At 59.3% G+C, this 14,735-nt stretch carries 11 protein-coding genes and 1 pseudogene; 9 read left to right on the forward strand and 3 right to left on the reverse strand.

The genetic code is table 11. The features are described from left to right. The first annotated feature begins 16 nt into the window (after nt 1–16). Nucleotides 17–1,486, forward strand: coding sequence for a sensor histidine kinase (locus AR689_RS02215; protein ID WP_062066201.1), 1,470 nt, complete (start codon nt 17–19; stop codon nt 1,484–1,486). A gap of 111 nt (nt 1,487–1,597) precedes the next feature. Here AR689_RS02215 and AR689_RS02220 read toward each other — a convergent pair whose 3' ends face one another. After that, on the reverse strand, nt 1,598–1,846 hold the full coding sequence (locus AR689_RS02220; RefSeq protein ID WP_003804966.1) for a WhiB family transcriptional regulator: 249 nt from the start codon (nt 1,844–1,846) through the stop codon (nt 1,598–1,600). A 253-nt stretch (nt 1,847–2,099) separates the two neighbouring features. On the opposite strand from AR689_RS02220, the gene AR689_RS02225 reads away from it, so the two are divergent. Then, nucleotides 2,100–2,585 (forward strand): hypothetical protein, encoded by a 486-nt coding sequence (locus tag AR689_RS02225; RefSeq protein ID WP_502685996.1) that lies wholly within the window; start codon nt 2,100–2,102, stop codon nt 2,583–2,585. Nucleotides 2,586–2,617: 32 nt separating this feature from the next. On the opposite strand, the gene AR689_RS23485 is transcribed toward AR689_RS02225, so the two are convergent. Continuing rightward, on the reverse strand, nt 2,618–5,173 hold the full coding sequence (locus AR689_RS23485) for an FtsK/SpoIIIE domain-containing protein (RefSeq protein WP_231745420.1): 2,556 nt from the start codon (nt 5,171–5,173) through the stop codon (nt 2,618–2,620). 1,053 nt (nt 5,174–6,226) lie between these two features. Then, nucleotides 6,227–6,886 (reverse strand): annotated as a pseudogene (locus tag AR689_RS23490) (FHA domain-containing protein); the annotation flags it as partial. Between the two features lie 34 nt (nt 6,887–6,920). On the opposite strand from AR689_RS23490, the gene AR689_RS02235 reads away from it, so the two are divergent. The 7 genes from AR689_RS02235 to AR689_RS02265 all read left to right on the forward strand — a co-directional run bounded on the left by AR689_RS02235 (nt 6,921) and on the right by AR689_RS02265 (nt 14,577). After that, nucleotides 6,921–7,538 (forward strand): acyltransferase, encoded by a 618-nt coding sequence (locus AR689_RS02235; RefSeq protein ID WP_062066208.1) that lies wholly within the window; start codon nt 6,921–6,923, stop codon nt 7,536–7,538. After that, a complete protein-coding gene (locus tag AR689_RS02240) occupies nt 7,535–8,626 on the forward strand; it encodes a DegT/DnrJ/EryC1/StrS family aminotransferase (protein ID WP_062066211.1) in 1,092 nt (363 codons plus the stop codon). The genes AR689_RS02235 and AR689_RS02240 overlap by 4 nt, the downstream gene beginning before the upstream one ends. After that, a complete protein-coding gene (locus tag AR689_RS02245) occupies nt 8,626–9,612 on the forward strand; it encodes a Gfo/Idh/MocA family protein (RefSeq protein WP_062066214.1) in 987 nt (328 codons plus the stop codon). The genes AR689_RS02240 and AR689_RS02245 overlap by 1 nt, the downstream gene beginning before the upstream one ends. Nucleotides 9,613–9,797: 185 nt before the next feature. Further along, complete coding sequence (gene glf / locus AR689_RS02250; RefSeq protein ID WP_024817355.1) at nt 9,798–10,982, forward strand: UDP-galactopyranose mutase; 1,185 nt, start codon at nt 9,798–9,800, stop codon at nt 10,980–10,982. Continuing rightward, on the forward strand, nt 10,979–12,985 hold the full coding sequence (locus AR689_RS02255; RefSeq protein ID WP_082697751.1) for a glycosyltransferase: 2,007 nt from the start codon (nt 10,979–10,981) through the stop codon (nt 12,983–12,985). The genes glf and AR689_RS02255 overlap by 4 nt, the downstream gene beginning before the upstream one ends. 2 nt (nt 12,986–12,987) lie before the next feature. Continuing rightward, nucleotides 12,988–13,845: an ABC transporter permease gene (locus tag AR689_RS02260; RefSeq protein WP_062066217.1), complete on the forward strand. Its 858-nt coding sequence runs from the start codon at nt 12,988–12,990 to the stop codon at nt 13,843–13,845. Continuing rightward, a complete protein-coding gene (locus tag AR689_RS02265) occupies nt 13,846–14,577 on the forward strand; it encodes an ABC transporter ATP-binding protein (RefSeq protein WP_062066220.1) in 732 nt (243 codons plus the stop codon). The last annotated feature ends 158 nt before the right edge of the window (nt 14,578–14,735 follow it).

The following is a 14,735-nucleotide window of genomic DNA, read 5'->3' on the forward strand; positions in this document are numbered from 1 at the left end:
CGCAAATGGAGGTGCAGTGGCAATCTTTACAGACCCCATCAGGGAACACGCTGATTTCGGGCCTGGAGATGCCGAATGGCTGCACCTCCTCGTCGGTGACTGGCAAATGGTCGCTGACTTGGCTTTCGCGGACCTTGCTCTGTGGTTCCCGCACCCGGAATTCGGCTACATTGCCCTCGCCCACGTCCGTCCGTCGACATCGCATACGGTGTTCCACGCGGACTTCGTGGGCGAGGGTATCCGCTCGGATCTACGCCCCTTGGTAGATAAGGCGTGGAACAGCCGATCGATCGAGCGCTCCAGTGAAACGAGCTGGAGCAGCGAGATGGCGCTCCGGGTAGAGGCTGTGCCGATGGTGCGCAACGGCCGGACACTTGCGGTTGTGACGTCGCATATGGACTTATCCAGCTCGCGTATGCCATCGAGGCTGGAACTCACGTACCGCCAGTGCGCTTATGACCTCCTGCGGATGGGAACGCTGGGTCTATGGCCTGACTTTGCCTCGCCGACGGGCTCCCGTCGAGGAGCACCGCGAGTTGGTGACGGGCTCATCAGACTCGACGCCGACGGCATCGTGCAATACGCCAGCCCGAATGGTGTCTCCGCATTCCGTCGACTTGGCGAAGTGGAGTCCTTGGAGGGTAGGTCGCTCGCAGAGGTGACAGCTGGCCTCCTGAAGGACCGGCGCATGGTGGATGAGACGCTGCCCCTGGTGGTGACAGGGCGTATGCCTTGGCGAAGCGAGATCGAGTCCAGGGGTGTCAGCCTTTCACTGCGGGCCATCCCCCTGCGCGACGAGCAGCACCGTTTCGGCGCCCTTGTCCTTTGCCGCGACGTCTCGGAATTGCGTCGCAGGGAAATGGAGCTTGTTACCAAGGACGCCACGATCCGGGAAATCCATCACAGGGTCAAGAACAACCTTCAGACGGTGGCGGCTCTTCTGCGGATGCAATCGCGGCGAATGGTCAGCGACGAAGCCAAGCAGGGGCTGGAGCAGGCGATGCGGCGTGTGGCCACCATTGCACTCGTCCATGAAACTCTCTCTCAGGGACTGACTCAGAGCGTCGACTTCGACGAACTGATCGGGCGTCAATTCCGGTTGTCTGCGGAAGTAGCCTCCCCGTCCCAACAGGTAAGGACGGAACGTGCCGGCATGTTCGGAGAGCTGCCCAGCGATTTCGCCACTCCACTGGCGTTGGTCATCAACGAACTGGTGACCAACGCTGTTGAGCACGGACTTGAGGGGCGCACAGGAACAGTGTGGCTTCTGGCCGACAGGGCGGAAGGCGATGGCGACGACGAATTCCTGACGGTGACCATTGCCGACGACGGCGTTGGTCTGCCGGACGGCCAGTACACCGAGGGGCTGGGCCTACAGATTGTTCGCACACTCGTGACCAGTGAGCTGGGTGGTTCTATTCAGTGGATCCCGCGTGAAGGAGGCGGTACCGCCGTCGAGATCGTCCTCAACCTCGCCAGGGCTTAGCCCCCCGGGGCCAGACGGCTGACTCTGCGAGCAGAAGTCAACGAAAAGAGCGAGCAGAAGCTAACGAAAAGGCCGCGGACCAAACGGTCCGCGGCCTTTTTGTTCGTTGGGCTAGGAAGCGCGACGTGCGCGTGCCGCGCGGCGCTTGAGTGCGCGTCGTTCGTCTTCACTCATACCGCCCCAAACGCCGGCGTCCTGTCCGGACTCCAAGGCCCACTGAAGGCAGGTGTCCACGACGGGGCAGCGGCGGCAGACGCTTTTGGCTTCCTCGATCTGCAGAAGTGCTGGTCCCGTGTTGCCTACTGGGAAAAAGAGCTCCGGGTCCTTGTCGAGGCAGGCTGCGCGATTACGCCAATCCATGCTGATCAGTCACTCCATTCGTGAGAACTAGAAGGGCCTTTTGTGAAAACATTCACGAGAGGCTCCAAAGGAAAGGGGCCCGCATGGGCCCCCTTGGTCGTCTGAGTCAAGCGTTTCATGTTAACGCCTTGTAAACAAGGGGTGTTAGTGGTCGAAATGCTCGGAATCCGTGAGCGATGCATCACATCAGCCGCCAGTGCCCTCACTGCTAGATGACTATGTCCGGTAGTGTGCCAGTGTGTCAAGACCTCCCGTGAACCCAGCCCAGCCCGCCTCCGGCCCGGACGGAAGCGATGATTCCGATGCGACGGGGAATCTCACGTCGAACAGACCCGGCGCAGCTCACCGGCCCGTGGGAATTGTGGTTATTTCAGTGGTTGTGCTGCTTGAAGCTCTCGCCCTCCTCGGCGCCGCCGCCTGGTACGCATTTGAGCTGCTCAGCGGTGCTCCGGTACTGACTTTCTGGGGAGCCATTTTTACCCTTGGCCTGCTGCTGGCATTTTCTGGATGGTTATTTGCCGTCGGCCACTTCTTGTTCAGAGGCTTTAGATGGACTCGAGCAGCAGCCTTGGTAGCCCAGTTGTTTGTCCTCACTATTGGCTTTCCCACGATGACCGGCGGCCTGGTATGGCAGGGCCTGACAATGCTGCTACCAGCGTTGGTCGCGATTGTTTTCCTCTTCCAGAAGGACGTCGTGGCCTACGCCTCACGAACCGGGGGAGCGTCCGCGGCGCTCTGAAGCCCCGGCACTTCGCGACCTGACACTGCGCCTCACCGGGTTTCGGCACGTCGCGTAAAGCCTGCGGTGAATGCGACGTGAACTGGCCTCATCGCGGGCCCGTCGATGAGGAATCCGCGACCCGGGCGTCTGTCCCGATCAGCATCTAGTCTCACGCCCAGAAGGTCGCCATCATGGGGCGTCCCGGGCGCCAACACCAGCCCCGTGCTGGAAGCTTGCGCTTCCTTTGCCAGTGGGAGATGCAGATGCAGGGACGGACCTGGTGTTGCGGTCAGGATGATGCCGCGTACTTTTCCGATCAAGGCAGACAAGGCCTGACGGCCTTGGGGATCCAGTGAATCTGCGTCGTCAACGAGCAGGATGCTGCTAGGGTCAACGCTGCCGGCTTCGGCCTCGCAGGCGACTGATACCCAAAAGGCCCCAGGCTTCGACGCTGCCGGCGGAAAAACCCATGGAATCAAGGGGTTTAGGGCATGAAGTGACGCCAGAGCGGAGCTCTTTCCAGAACGTGGGCCACCGAGGACCGTGCTGACGCCGTTTTCGCGCAAAGGCATCGATACGGGTTCGGCTTCATCTCCGCCGACGCCGAACCAGAGCGGAGCCTCTGCTTGGGAGTGCTCGGCTCGGCCGCCCGCAGCGTGAGTTATCGTCCCGGCACCGCTCGGAAATTTCCGTCGGTACGAGGCCAACAGGGCCGGAAAGTCATCAGCGAGTAGAAGGTCCGGGAGGGGGCGTACACGGAACGGCGGTTCGGATGGCTCGAGTTCTTCGAACGGCCACAGCCCCTTGACCGGGGCTCTGCGAAACTGAGCCACCGCACCGGGTTCTCCCGCGAAATTCCCCATGACGACCGCACGGCCTGGAAGCGATTCCATGTCCGGGAGCCGCGGCCAGTGGAACCGGGACTCTTCAGTGGATCCCGAAGGGAAGTATGCGCGATTCTGTATTGCGCCAAAAAAGCGCGAGCTAACGAGTTCCCTTTCCCCTGAAATGAGTACAGTGAGGCCAAGGGAACCACCGTCCCGGATGATGTCTTGCAGGATTCCTTCTGCGTAAGCGAAAGGCCCTGTCCGGAGCGCAGTGGCCCATGAGCACCACCCCGCAACGATCAAGACCAAGGGTGAATCACCTGCCGCGGATGCACCAGCGCTTCGTCGTCGTTCCATTTCTGTGGCAAGGCGCTTCAAGACCCGGGTTGCCAGGTGAAGTTGGTGCAGGCCCACCGAGGCGCCGATCCGATCTTCGTCGCCGAGGTGGCCAAGCGTGCCCGTCGCGTCGAGGATATACAGATGGGGTTGGGGTTTCCGGGCAGCAAGCATCGCTGACGAAGCACTGAAACATTCCCTCATTCCGCTGGACTCGCTGCCGATCATGGCCAGATGGCCGTCTTCGGACGGCGACCACAGCAGTGGTTCCACCATTTGGTGCTCCGGCCTGTCGATGATCGCTAACGGCCCCACCGTCCAATGGTCTTTCACCCCGGACCCATTTCCTGCCACAGCAGTAATGTGTTCGTGCCAAGGGATCGATGTGGGCAATGGTGCTGCTATCGGCTGTCTGGGGAGAGGTTTGCCAAGCAACCGCCAAGCCTCGTGGGCTATTGAAACGACCCACTCGGGACCAGCGTCCGGGAGTGAGCTTTGCTGGCTGGACGCACTCCGGACGTCACAACGCTGCTGCAAAGCCTGCAAGGCCGGCTGTACGGGCTCCATGGAACTGTCACGCCCTGGCCCGTGTACCGCAAAGCCGGGGGGGCGCGAGAGTGAGGCTGTTTGGAACTCTTCGGGGCTGGTCGATGCCCTGGCAAAGTAGGCCCGTCCCGGAGCCCCTACGTTGATGGACGCGGCCGCCTTCGTGTTGATGATGTCCATGGATTCTGATTCCGTTTGCACCCGCATGGCTATGCTTGAGGTCACGTTTGCGCGGATGTCCGCGGTCAGGGCCCCTTGGGGTCGCTGCGTAGCCATCACCAAATGAATGCCCAGGGAGCGCCCAATGGTCGCGATGCGCATGAGCTCACGGAGGCTGTTTGGGGCTTCGTCAACCAACATGCGGAATTCATCGATCACCAAGACCAGACACGGCACATGTGGGTCTGATGCGGAGGCCACGCGTCGGTACTGCGTAAGGTCAGACGCGTTTGCGGCAGCGAATATTTGTTCTCGGTATCGGATCTCACCACGCAATGAAACAAGAGCTCGCTCCAAATGGTGCTTACTGAGGTCTGTGAGAAGCCCGACGCAGTGCGGAAGACGTGCAAGTGGCTGCAGGCCCGACCCGCCCTTGAAGTCAAAGAACAAAAACGTTGTGTGATCCGGAGAGTGACTCAACGCGATGGAAGCCACAAGCGTCCTCAGGAGTTCGGATTTGCCGGATCCTGTGGTTCCGGCTACCAGTAGGTGTGGACCGTCGAGCTTGAAGTCAAAGGTCACCTGACCGCCGTGGCCCGTGCCCAGCACAGCGGTTGGCCCATTGTTGCCGGCCGACTCGGTCCACTTGCGGAGTACTCTGCGCTGACCGTGGGGGAGTAACTCAGCCAGAAAGCATGCCTCCGGAATCGCTGTGCCAAGAGCTTCAGAGAATGACATGGCAGGTGCCTTACGGCAGAACCTGTCAAAAACTTCGGCCGAAAGAAGGTCCGGCACGAACGTCCGGCGCAGGCCATTCGTCTCCAGGTGACCGACAGTTCCTGATGGCGAGATTTCGATAACAACTGATGAACGTTGGGGCGAAACGCAGCATCTGAGCACTTGCCACCCGGCGGATCGTGCGGCTTTCAGGACGGACAAACGGAATTCTGAGTCTTCGGATGGAAGATCATCGACCATGAAGAGCCTTCCTTTTGCACTGCCTTCCGCCAGGTGCAACGCTTTAAGAACGTGGTGCGCGCTGCTTGTCAGCGTCACGCTGGGTAGGAACCGTGCGCTCAACGGCAACCTTCCGACCCGCCCGAATACTATGACCGGAGTTTCAGCGGCACCCGGGAAACCGGCTAGCTGCATCAAGAAGAAGCGAAGCAAAGCATCCGTGTGACGGGGCTGTCCACACAGCGTCACTTCGGGGCTCCCGGGATCCAAAGTCATCGCAACTGACCCAATAGGTGGTTGCCGAAAGTGTGGATCGTCAGGAACCAGCCGAATGTTTGCCACTGTTTCCGTGGTTCCGAGGCGGAGCCACGTCCCTTCCCCCTGAGCCCGGGAAGATGCCGCCGGCGCCAAGGGGGTGTCTGATGGATCTCGCATGGCAGGTTTTTTCGCCAGCTGGTCCCCTGCAGAGGGACCGCTAACCGCTAAAAGCAGCTCTGCTGCCGATGGGGAGCATCGGCGCCTTCGTTCAAGGTCTCTTTGGACAGCCAGCGCTATGGCCAGCTGCCCCTGTAGGCGGCCTCTCCGCCCTGCGATCAACGGGACGAGCAGGCTGATCGCTGAGATTGCAGTGAAGCCCAAGTACATCCACATTCCTGTTGCCAAGGAGAGCCCGATTCCGGCCGCCAACGGCAGTACGGCCGCGAGTGCCATCGCCAAACGGTTGGCGTGGCGAGGACTGTGAGGTACTTCCAATGGTTCTTCAATAGACAGGCCTGCGTCGCCGGAAATCGGTTGGTAGGGATCGCTGTCCGTAATGACACCGAAAGTGGAGTTTCCACATCGCATCGTGGACGCGGATGTCAGCAAGGTTCGCTTGATGGGCCGGTTGTCCACGAACACCGGGTTGGCGCCGCGTACACTCCTCGCCACGAGGGCTGTGCTGGAAACTTCCAACGTGGCATGTTCCCGGGACATCCCGGGATCCAACACAAGGATTTCGGCGGAAGCCCTTCCTACCCGGTACCGGCCCCGTTGAATCCTGAAGACAGAGCCTGCCCCGGGGCCTGAGTGGGTTAGAAGCAACAAGGGTGGGGAAGAGGCATTTCCGCCCGGATGATGCGGAGCATTATCCACAAGGACGGCGCCATTAATGAGAGGCGGCTCTCCCACTGTGAGAGCGGTCAGAGGATGGCCGCTCACCGAGAGAGTCCCGGTTCCACGGGCTTCCTTGAGAAGCTGCTCCACCTGGGTACCGGATGTGCCGTCCGGGACGTCGATGCTGAGTTCTTCCGGTTTCGTCGTTCCAGCGGCACCGGGGGCGCTGACCAATGTGCACTCCAAGGCCATGGGTACTTCCTCTACGACTCGGCGGATATTTGCCTGGCTGGCTCTCATCACGCTAAGGCCCTGCGAACTCAAGCGCTGGGGACGTTGTGGCCTATGTGGACAACTTTTGCCAGAGCCCGCACAGGCAACGCCTTGACACCGTGGCATGTTGTCTCAGCTAAGATGAATCTCGTTGTCGCGTGTGCTCAATGAGGAAGGACCTTCACCGGTGATAGTGGTTGCGGAGAGCGCCGATGTTTCAGACGAGGCGGTAATTGGTGACGGATCAAAGATTTGGCATCTGGCCCAAGTCCGCGAGCAGGCCGAATTGGGCGTCAACTGCATCGTGGGACGCGGAGCCTATATAGGCACCGGGGTCAAGATGGGGGACAACTGCAAAGTTCAGAATTATGCACTTGTCTACGAGCCTGCGGTGCTGGAGGCCGGCGTCTTCATCGGCCCGGCTGTAGTACTCACAAACGACACTTACCCTCGGGCGGTTAGCCCGGATGGCGGATTGAAGAGCGCTCACGACTGGGAACCTGTTGGTGTAACCATTCGTGAAGGTGCCTCAATCGGCGCCCGCGCTGTTTGCGTCGCGCCCGTGACAATCGGACGATGGGCCACAGTGGCTGCTGGTGCTGTTGTTGCCAAAGACGTCCCTGATTTTGCCCTGATGGTCGGAGTCCCGGCCAAACGCCACGGTTGGGTCGGAAAAGCTGGTTTCCCGCTGCAGCGCTTAGGTGAGAGCTGGGTTTGCCCGGAGACCGGCGCCACATATGTTGAACAGAACGAGACCCTTCGAGAGGTAGAGGCATGAGCCCCGAATTCATTCCCCCCGCTAAACCCATCATTGGAGATGACGAGCGCAAGGCAGTAGAGGCTGTCTTGGCCTCCGGCCAACTCGCGCAGGGTTCGGAGGTTGCATCCTTTGAGCAGGAATTCTCTCAGGTCCTCCTCGATGGCAGGGCTGCGGTAGCAGTCAACTCCGGCACTTCCGGTCTGCACCTCGGACTGCTGGCTGCGGGCATCGGTCCGGGCGACGAAGTGATTGTTCCATCGTTTACTTTCGCTGCCACGGCTAACTCCGTGGCTTTGACCGGAGCCACTCCTGTCTTCGCTGACGTGGACCTGGATCACTACACCCTTGATCCCGCGTCCGTTGAATCGAAAATCACGGACCGCACGGCTGCCATCATGCCCGTTCACCTCTATGGCCACCCCTTTGACGTAGATGGAATCGGCGCGGTTGCCTCCAAGCACGGCGTGAAGGTCTTCGAGGACGCAGCCCAGGCACACGGTGCGGCAGTCAACGGCCGAAAAGTGGGTACATTCGGTGACTTCGCTATGTTCAGCCTGTACCCCACCAAGAACATGACCTCTGGCGAAGGTGGCATGGTCAGCACGGGCCTGGCCGACGTCGAGCGTCGGCTCCGGTTGCTGCGCAACCAGGGCATGGAACGCCAGTACGAAAATGAGCTTGTTGGCTTTAACGCGCGAATGACTAACATCCACGCTGCAATCGGTCGCGTCCAGCTGACCAAGATCAATGCCTGGACCAAGACCCGCCAGGAGAACGCCGCGTTCTTCGACGCCAACATCGAGGGTGTTGTCACTCCCAAGGTGTCTGAGGGTTACGAGCACGTTTACCACCAGTACACCATTCGCATTGCTGAGGACCGTGACGGTTTCGCAAAGGCACTGCGTGAGGAATACAACGTAGGCTGTGGCGTGTACTACCCCATCCCGAACCACCGCCTCGCCCCTTTCCAAACCTCAGATGACCTGCCCGTCACAGAGGAAGCCGCGGCCAGCGTTTTGTCACTTCCGGTCCATCCGTCGCTGAGCCAGGACGACCTTGACCGCATCGTTGCCGCTGTGAACGCCATTGCGAAGGCAGGAAGCTAGTGGCAAATTTGCGTGCAGGCCTCATCGGACTGGGGATGATGGGCCGCCACCACGCCCGCGTTATTCGCGAGCTTGAAGGCGTCGACCTCGTTGCAGTCGCTGACTCGTTCGGGGATCCTCACAACGTCGCCAGCGGACTTGAGGTCTGCAGTTCGGTCGAACAGCTCATTGATCAGGGAATCGACATGGCAGTGGCCGCAGTGCCCACCGTGCTTCATGAAGAAGTGGCGCTGCAGTTGGCTGAAGCCGGAGTGCACTGTTTGGTGGAAAAGCCGATTGCCAACGACTCCGAATCGGGCCGGCGTATCGCGGACGCCTTCGACTCACGGGGATTGATCGGGGCGGTTGGACACATTGAGCGCTTCAACCCGTCTTTGCAGAGCCTTCGCGAACGGCTCGGTAACGGCGACCTCGGCGAGGTTTACCAGATTTCGACCCGCCGCCAGGGTCCGTTCCCTTCCCGCATTGCAGATGTGGGTGTGGTCAAGGACCTCGCAACCCACGACATCGATCTCACGGCGTGGCTTGCACAGAGCAATTTCGTGAACGTAGTGGCGCACACAACGTCAAGGAGTGGACGCGAGCACGAGGATATGGTCACCGCCATTGGCCATCTCAAGAGCGGTGTGGTCACTAACCACATCGTCAACTGGCTCTCTCCAATGAAGGAGCGCACCACCGTTGTTTTGGGTGAGCGGGGTGCGTACATCGCGGATACCATCTCGGCGGACCTGACATTCATCGAGAACGGCACTTTCCAGACCGATTGGGACTCCGTCGCGGCATTCCGTGGCGTGTCCGAGGGTTCCTCCACCCGCTTTGCCCTGGCAAAGCGGGAACCCTTGAAGATGGAACACGAGGCATTCCGTGATGCTGTGCTCGGAAAGTCCATGAATATTGTCACAATGGCCGAAGGACTTGAGACCCTTCGTGTTGCTGAGGCCGTACTTGAGTCCGCGGAAACAGGCTCAGTGATCTCGCTCTAGCTTTGTAGTCTTAGCAGCATTGAACGGGAGGCTGGCTATGTGCCGGGCCTCCCGTTCGTTTTTTGCGGACAATTACTGCCTTGCTGCGGCGTACCGCCGAATCGGGGAACGATCGTAACGTCGGGTAGCCTTGACCAGTAGACGTGGGCATCTCTGTGCCCGCACGCCAATACACAGGAGAGTTTGTGAACGCTGATCTCGTCGTCGTCGGCTCGGGTTTCTTTGGCCTGACCATTGCAGAACGCGCCGCTACCGAGTTGGGGCTGAAGGTTGCGGTGCTTGATCGCCGCCACCATATTGGTGGAAACGCCTACAGCGAGAATGAGGCGCAGACCGGAATCGAGGTACACCGCTACGGCGCCCACCTCTTCCACACCTCGAATGAACGTGTGTGGGAATACGTGAACAGGTTCACCAAGTTCACGAGTTACCAGCACAAGGTTTACACCAGCCACAAAGGTGAGGTGTATCCGATGCCCATCAACTTGGGCACCATTAACCAGTTTTTCCGTTCGGCAATGAGCCCAACGGAAGCAAAGGCTCTCATCGCCGAACAGGCTGGCGAACTGGCTGGTACCGATCCCCAGAACCTCAATGACAAGGGTATTCAGCTGATTGGCCGCCCCCTCTACGAGGCTTTCATTAAGCACTACACGGGAAAGCAGTGGCAGACGGACCCGAAGGACCTGCCGGCCGAAATCATCTCGCGGCTTCCCGTGCGTTACAACTATGACAACCGGTACTTCAACGACGCCTACGAGGGCCTCCCGGTGGACGGCTATACCGCGTGGATTGAGCGTATGGCGGATCACCCGAACATCGAGGTGGTCCTGAACACGGACTTCTTCGACGACGGCGAGTTTGGTCGGTCTTCTGTTCTCGGTCAGGTGCCGGTCATCTACACCGGTCCGGTTGACCGCTATTTCGACTATGCCGAAGGCGATCTCTCGTGGCGCACCATCGATCTCGAAGAAGAGGTCCTGCCCATCGAGGACTTCCAAGGCTGTGCCGTGATGAACTACCCGGATGCTGATGCCGCGTTCACCCGCATCCACGAATTCCGTCACTTCCACCCTGAGCGCGACTACACGAAGGACGCCACCGTCATCATGCGCGAGTTCTCGCGTTTTGCTGAGAAGGGTGACGAACCGTATTACCCCGTGAACACTTCTGATGACCGTCAGAAGCTGCTGGCTTACCGTGATCTTGCCAGGGGTGAAAAGTCGGTCCTGTTCGGTGGTCGTCTTGGAACCTATAAGTATCTCGACATGCACATGGCCATCGGGTCCGCTTTGTCGATGTACGACAACAAGATCAAGCCGCATTTCACCGGCGGCGCCAAGCTTGAAAGCGGTGGAGTGGACGCATGACCGCTACAACAAATGAAAGCCAGGAGATTGCCATGACGGCCAACACTGCCGCTGAAGCCCCGGCATCGACGGAACAGAACCTGCGGATTGTCCAGCGCGTGATTTTCCCGGCCAACCGTGACCTCGACACCCTGCCCCTGTACGTTGATCCTGACACCAATAAGGTCCAAAGGAGCGGCGAAAGTACGGAAGTGCAGGCCATTGGCATGGCACGGAAGCTCCACCCGGAGGACATCTTGGGACGTGGGTCAGTCCAGGTTCGCCGCGGTGAGCGTCTCTCGTTCGGCTCTTATTTCAACGCTTTTCCTGCCAGTTATTGGCGCAAATGGACCATTGCCACTAAGACCGTGCTTCACATTGAAACCGAGGGCGAGGGGACGGTCATCGTATACCGCTCCAACGCTCGGGGCGCGTCCCAGCGTGTTGACTCGATTCTGGTGGACGGCTCCTCCACCAATGATTTCGAACTCACGTTGGCGCCCTTTGGCGACGGCGGCTGGTACTGGTTCGACCTCATTGCGGGCGGCGACGGCATGGCGCTCAAGAGCGCTCATTGGGCGGTTCCGGATGAGGGGCGCCCGCAGGGCCGCGTCACGCTCGGCGTAACGACGTTCAATCGCGCCGATTACTGCCTTGAGACCATCAAATCGATCGATGCTGACGCAGGTCTCCGCGAGATCCTTGCAGAGCTCATCATTGTGGACCAGGGCAACAAGAAGGTAGCTGACGAAGCCGGCTTCGACGCAGTTGCAGCGTCCATGGGTGATCAACTTCGGATTATCAACCAGGGCAATCTGGGCGGCTCTGGTGGCTTTGCCCGCAACATGTACGAGATGGTCGTTTCTGACAAGAGCGACTACGTCATGCTGCTTGACGACGACATCGAGCTCGAAACAGAGGGCGTGATGCGCGCAGTCGCGTTTGCCGACCTCTGCCGCAAGCCGACCATTGTTGGCGGTCACATGTTCGACATGTACAACAAGTCCGTACTGCATGCCTACTCAGAGGTCGTCAACTTCTACCGATTCCTTTGGGGACCGGTGGAAGGACTGGGCAATCACGACTTCTCGAATGCGGGTTTGCGCTCCACGCCGCAACTCCACCGTCGCTGGGATGCTGACTACAACGGCTGGTGGATGTGCCTTATCCCCAAGACTGTCGTTGAAACCATCGGCCTGTCCCTTCCCGTGTTCATCAAGTGGGACGACGCTGAGTACTCCCTCCGGGGTCGCGCAGCCGGCTTCCCCACTGTGACTCTCCCCGGGGCCGCAGTCTGGCATGTCTCTTGGGCCGACAAGGACGACTCCGTGGACTGGCAGGCCTATTACCACGAACGTAACCGACTCATTGCGACTCTGCTGCACTCACCGTTCCCCAAGGGCGGGCGGATCCTGCGGGAGAGCCTGAACACGGACGTCAAGCACTTGGTCTCCATGCAGTATTACCCGGAGCAAGCCCGCGTGATGGCTCTCCGCGATGTGCTGGCCGGACCGGGTAATCTGCATAAGCAATTGCCCACGACGATGCCGAAGCTCCGTGCCATGCGCGAAGAGTTCCCGGACTCGCAGGTCAAAACCGATCCTGGGGCATTCCCGGAAGTCTTCCGCAAGCGTCCTCCCAAGAAGCCGCAGTCTTACAAGCAGCCGGGAGCACTGGGCCTGCTTCCTTGGGCCGTCAAGACTGTCCTGAAGCAAACGCTGGCCCCCGTGCGTGATACCGCGAAGGCTAACCCTGAGGCTCATGTAGCACACCAGGACGGTAAGTGGTGGAGCTTGGCACACCTGGACAGTGCCGTGGTGTCGAACGCCGACGGCACAGGTGCCTCCTGGCACCTCAGGGATCCCAAGATGGCACGGCAGCTGGTGGTTGAATCCGCCAAACTCCATGCTCAGCTCTTCTCCAACTGGGAGACCCTCCGTGCCCAGTACCGAGACGCCCTTCCTGAGATTACTTCCATGGAATCGTGGCGGGAAACTTTTGAAGCCTCGGAGCCCAACAAGTAACAATGACGACTTCCACTGATACGTATGCTGTTCCCGGGGTAGGTGCGGGGCTGCTGGATGTCTACCGACGCCGCTACCTCCTCAAATTGATAGTCCGTAAGGAACTCCGAGTGCGATACCGGGGTTCTGTCCTTGGTCTTGCCTGGTCCTACGTCAAGCCACTGGTTCAGTACGTAGTGCTGTTTTTCGCTTTGGGTATTGTCCTTCGCGTGGGGGATCAGATTCCCAATTACGCGCTGTACATGTTCTCGGGCGTCATCGTCATCAATTTCTTCTCGGAAGCGTTCTCGAATGCTACGAGATCCATTGTGTCCAATGCTGCCTTGGTCAAAAAGATCTATCTGCCAAGGGAGTTGTTCCCGGTTGCCTCCGTGTGGGTGGCAGCGGTCCACTTTCTCCCTCAACTGGTGGTCTTGTTGGCGGCTGCGCTGCTGAGCGGGTGGAAACCCGACTTCATGCAGCTCATTGGAGCCGTTTTAGGCTTCGTCATTGTGGCGGTAACGGCGACCGGTTTGGGGCTCCTGGCCGGGGCCATCAATGTGTTCTTCCGCGATGCAGAAAACATCGTGGATATGTTGATGATGATTGTTACCTGGACATCGCCGGTGCTCTATGACTGGACCATGATCCGTCGGCTGGCGCCCCCGTGGGTGCTGTTCATCTATCAGCTCAACCCGATCACCGTGGCCGTCGAATTGTTCCACTGGGCCTTCTGGTATCCCACCGTGGATCGTCCAGTCGAACTGCCTCCGCATCTGATGTGGACGGGACTGATCGGTCTGGGCATGGCAGCTCTGTTCCTTATCATCGGCCAGCTCGTCTTCCGACGACTTGAGGGCCATTTTGCGCAGGAGGTCTAGATGGGCGCCGCAATAATCGTCAAAGGCCTTAAGAAAACGTTCAATCTTCGCCATTCGCACTCCCTCAAGGAGACTCTTGTGTGGCTGGTGAAGGGTCGGAAAAGCGACCTCAGCAAGAAGTTTGATGCCCTCCATGATGTGAGCTTCGAGATTCAGCCGGGTGAAACCGTGGCTCTGTTGGGGTTCAACGGTTCGGGAAAATCCACTCTGTTGAAACTTATATCCGGCGTGATCCTGCCGGATCAAGGAACGGTACGCACCAAGGGCCGCGTAGCCGGCCTTATCGAGGTCGGCGCAGGTTTCCATCCTGACCTGTCCGGGCGTGAGAACGTCTTCCTCAACGCAGCGATCCTGGGAATGACTGAGCAGGAAATCAACGACAAATTCGACGAAATTGTCGCTTTCTCTGAAATTGAACAGTTCATCGACACCGAAGTGAAGTTCTATTCTTCGGGTATGTTCCTTAGGTTGGCCTTCGCAGTAGCCGTCCACACGCAGCCGGACATCTTCCTCGTGGACGAGATTCTGGCCGTGGGCGACGAGCCGTTCCAGAAGAAGTGCTTGGCTAAGATCAAGCAACTTTCGGATGAAGGACGAACCCTGGTGGTGGTTAGTCATGACCTCGACATGATCGCGCGTATCTGCGACAGGGGAGTTGTCCTCGCCTCCGGTACGGTGCAGTTCGAAGGCCCCGCTGACCAGGCTGTAGCGTGGCTGCGGGATAGCAACTAAATGACTTTCAGCATGTGATCCATACGAGGTTGCGCAAAGGCCACCGCACATCAACTTCTTCGGAAGATGTGCGGTGGCCTTGCCGTATCTGGACCACCATGCGACTCACCAAAAAGAGCGTCCGTCCCGGTTGGGACGGACGCTCTTGCGCCTTGGAG

The organism is Arthrobacter sp. EpRS71 (assembly GCF_001512285.1).
Taxonomy (GTDB): Bacteria; Actinomycetota; Actinomycetes; order Actinomycetales; family Micrococcaceae; genus Arthrobacter.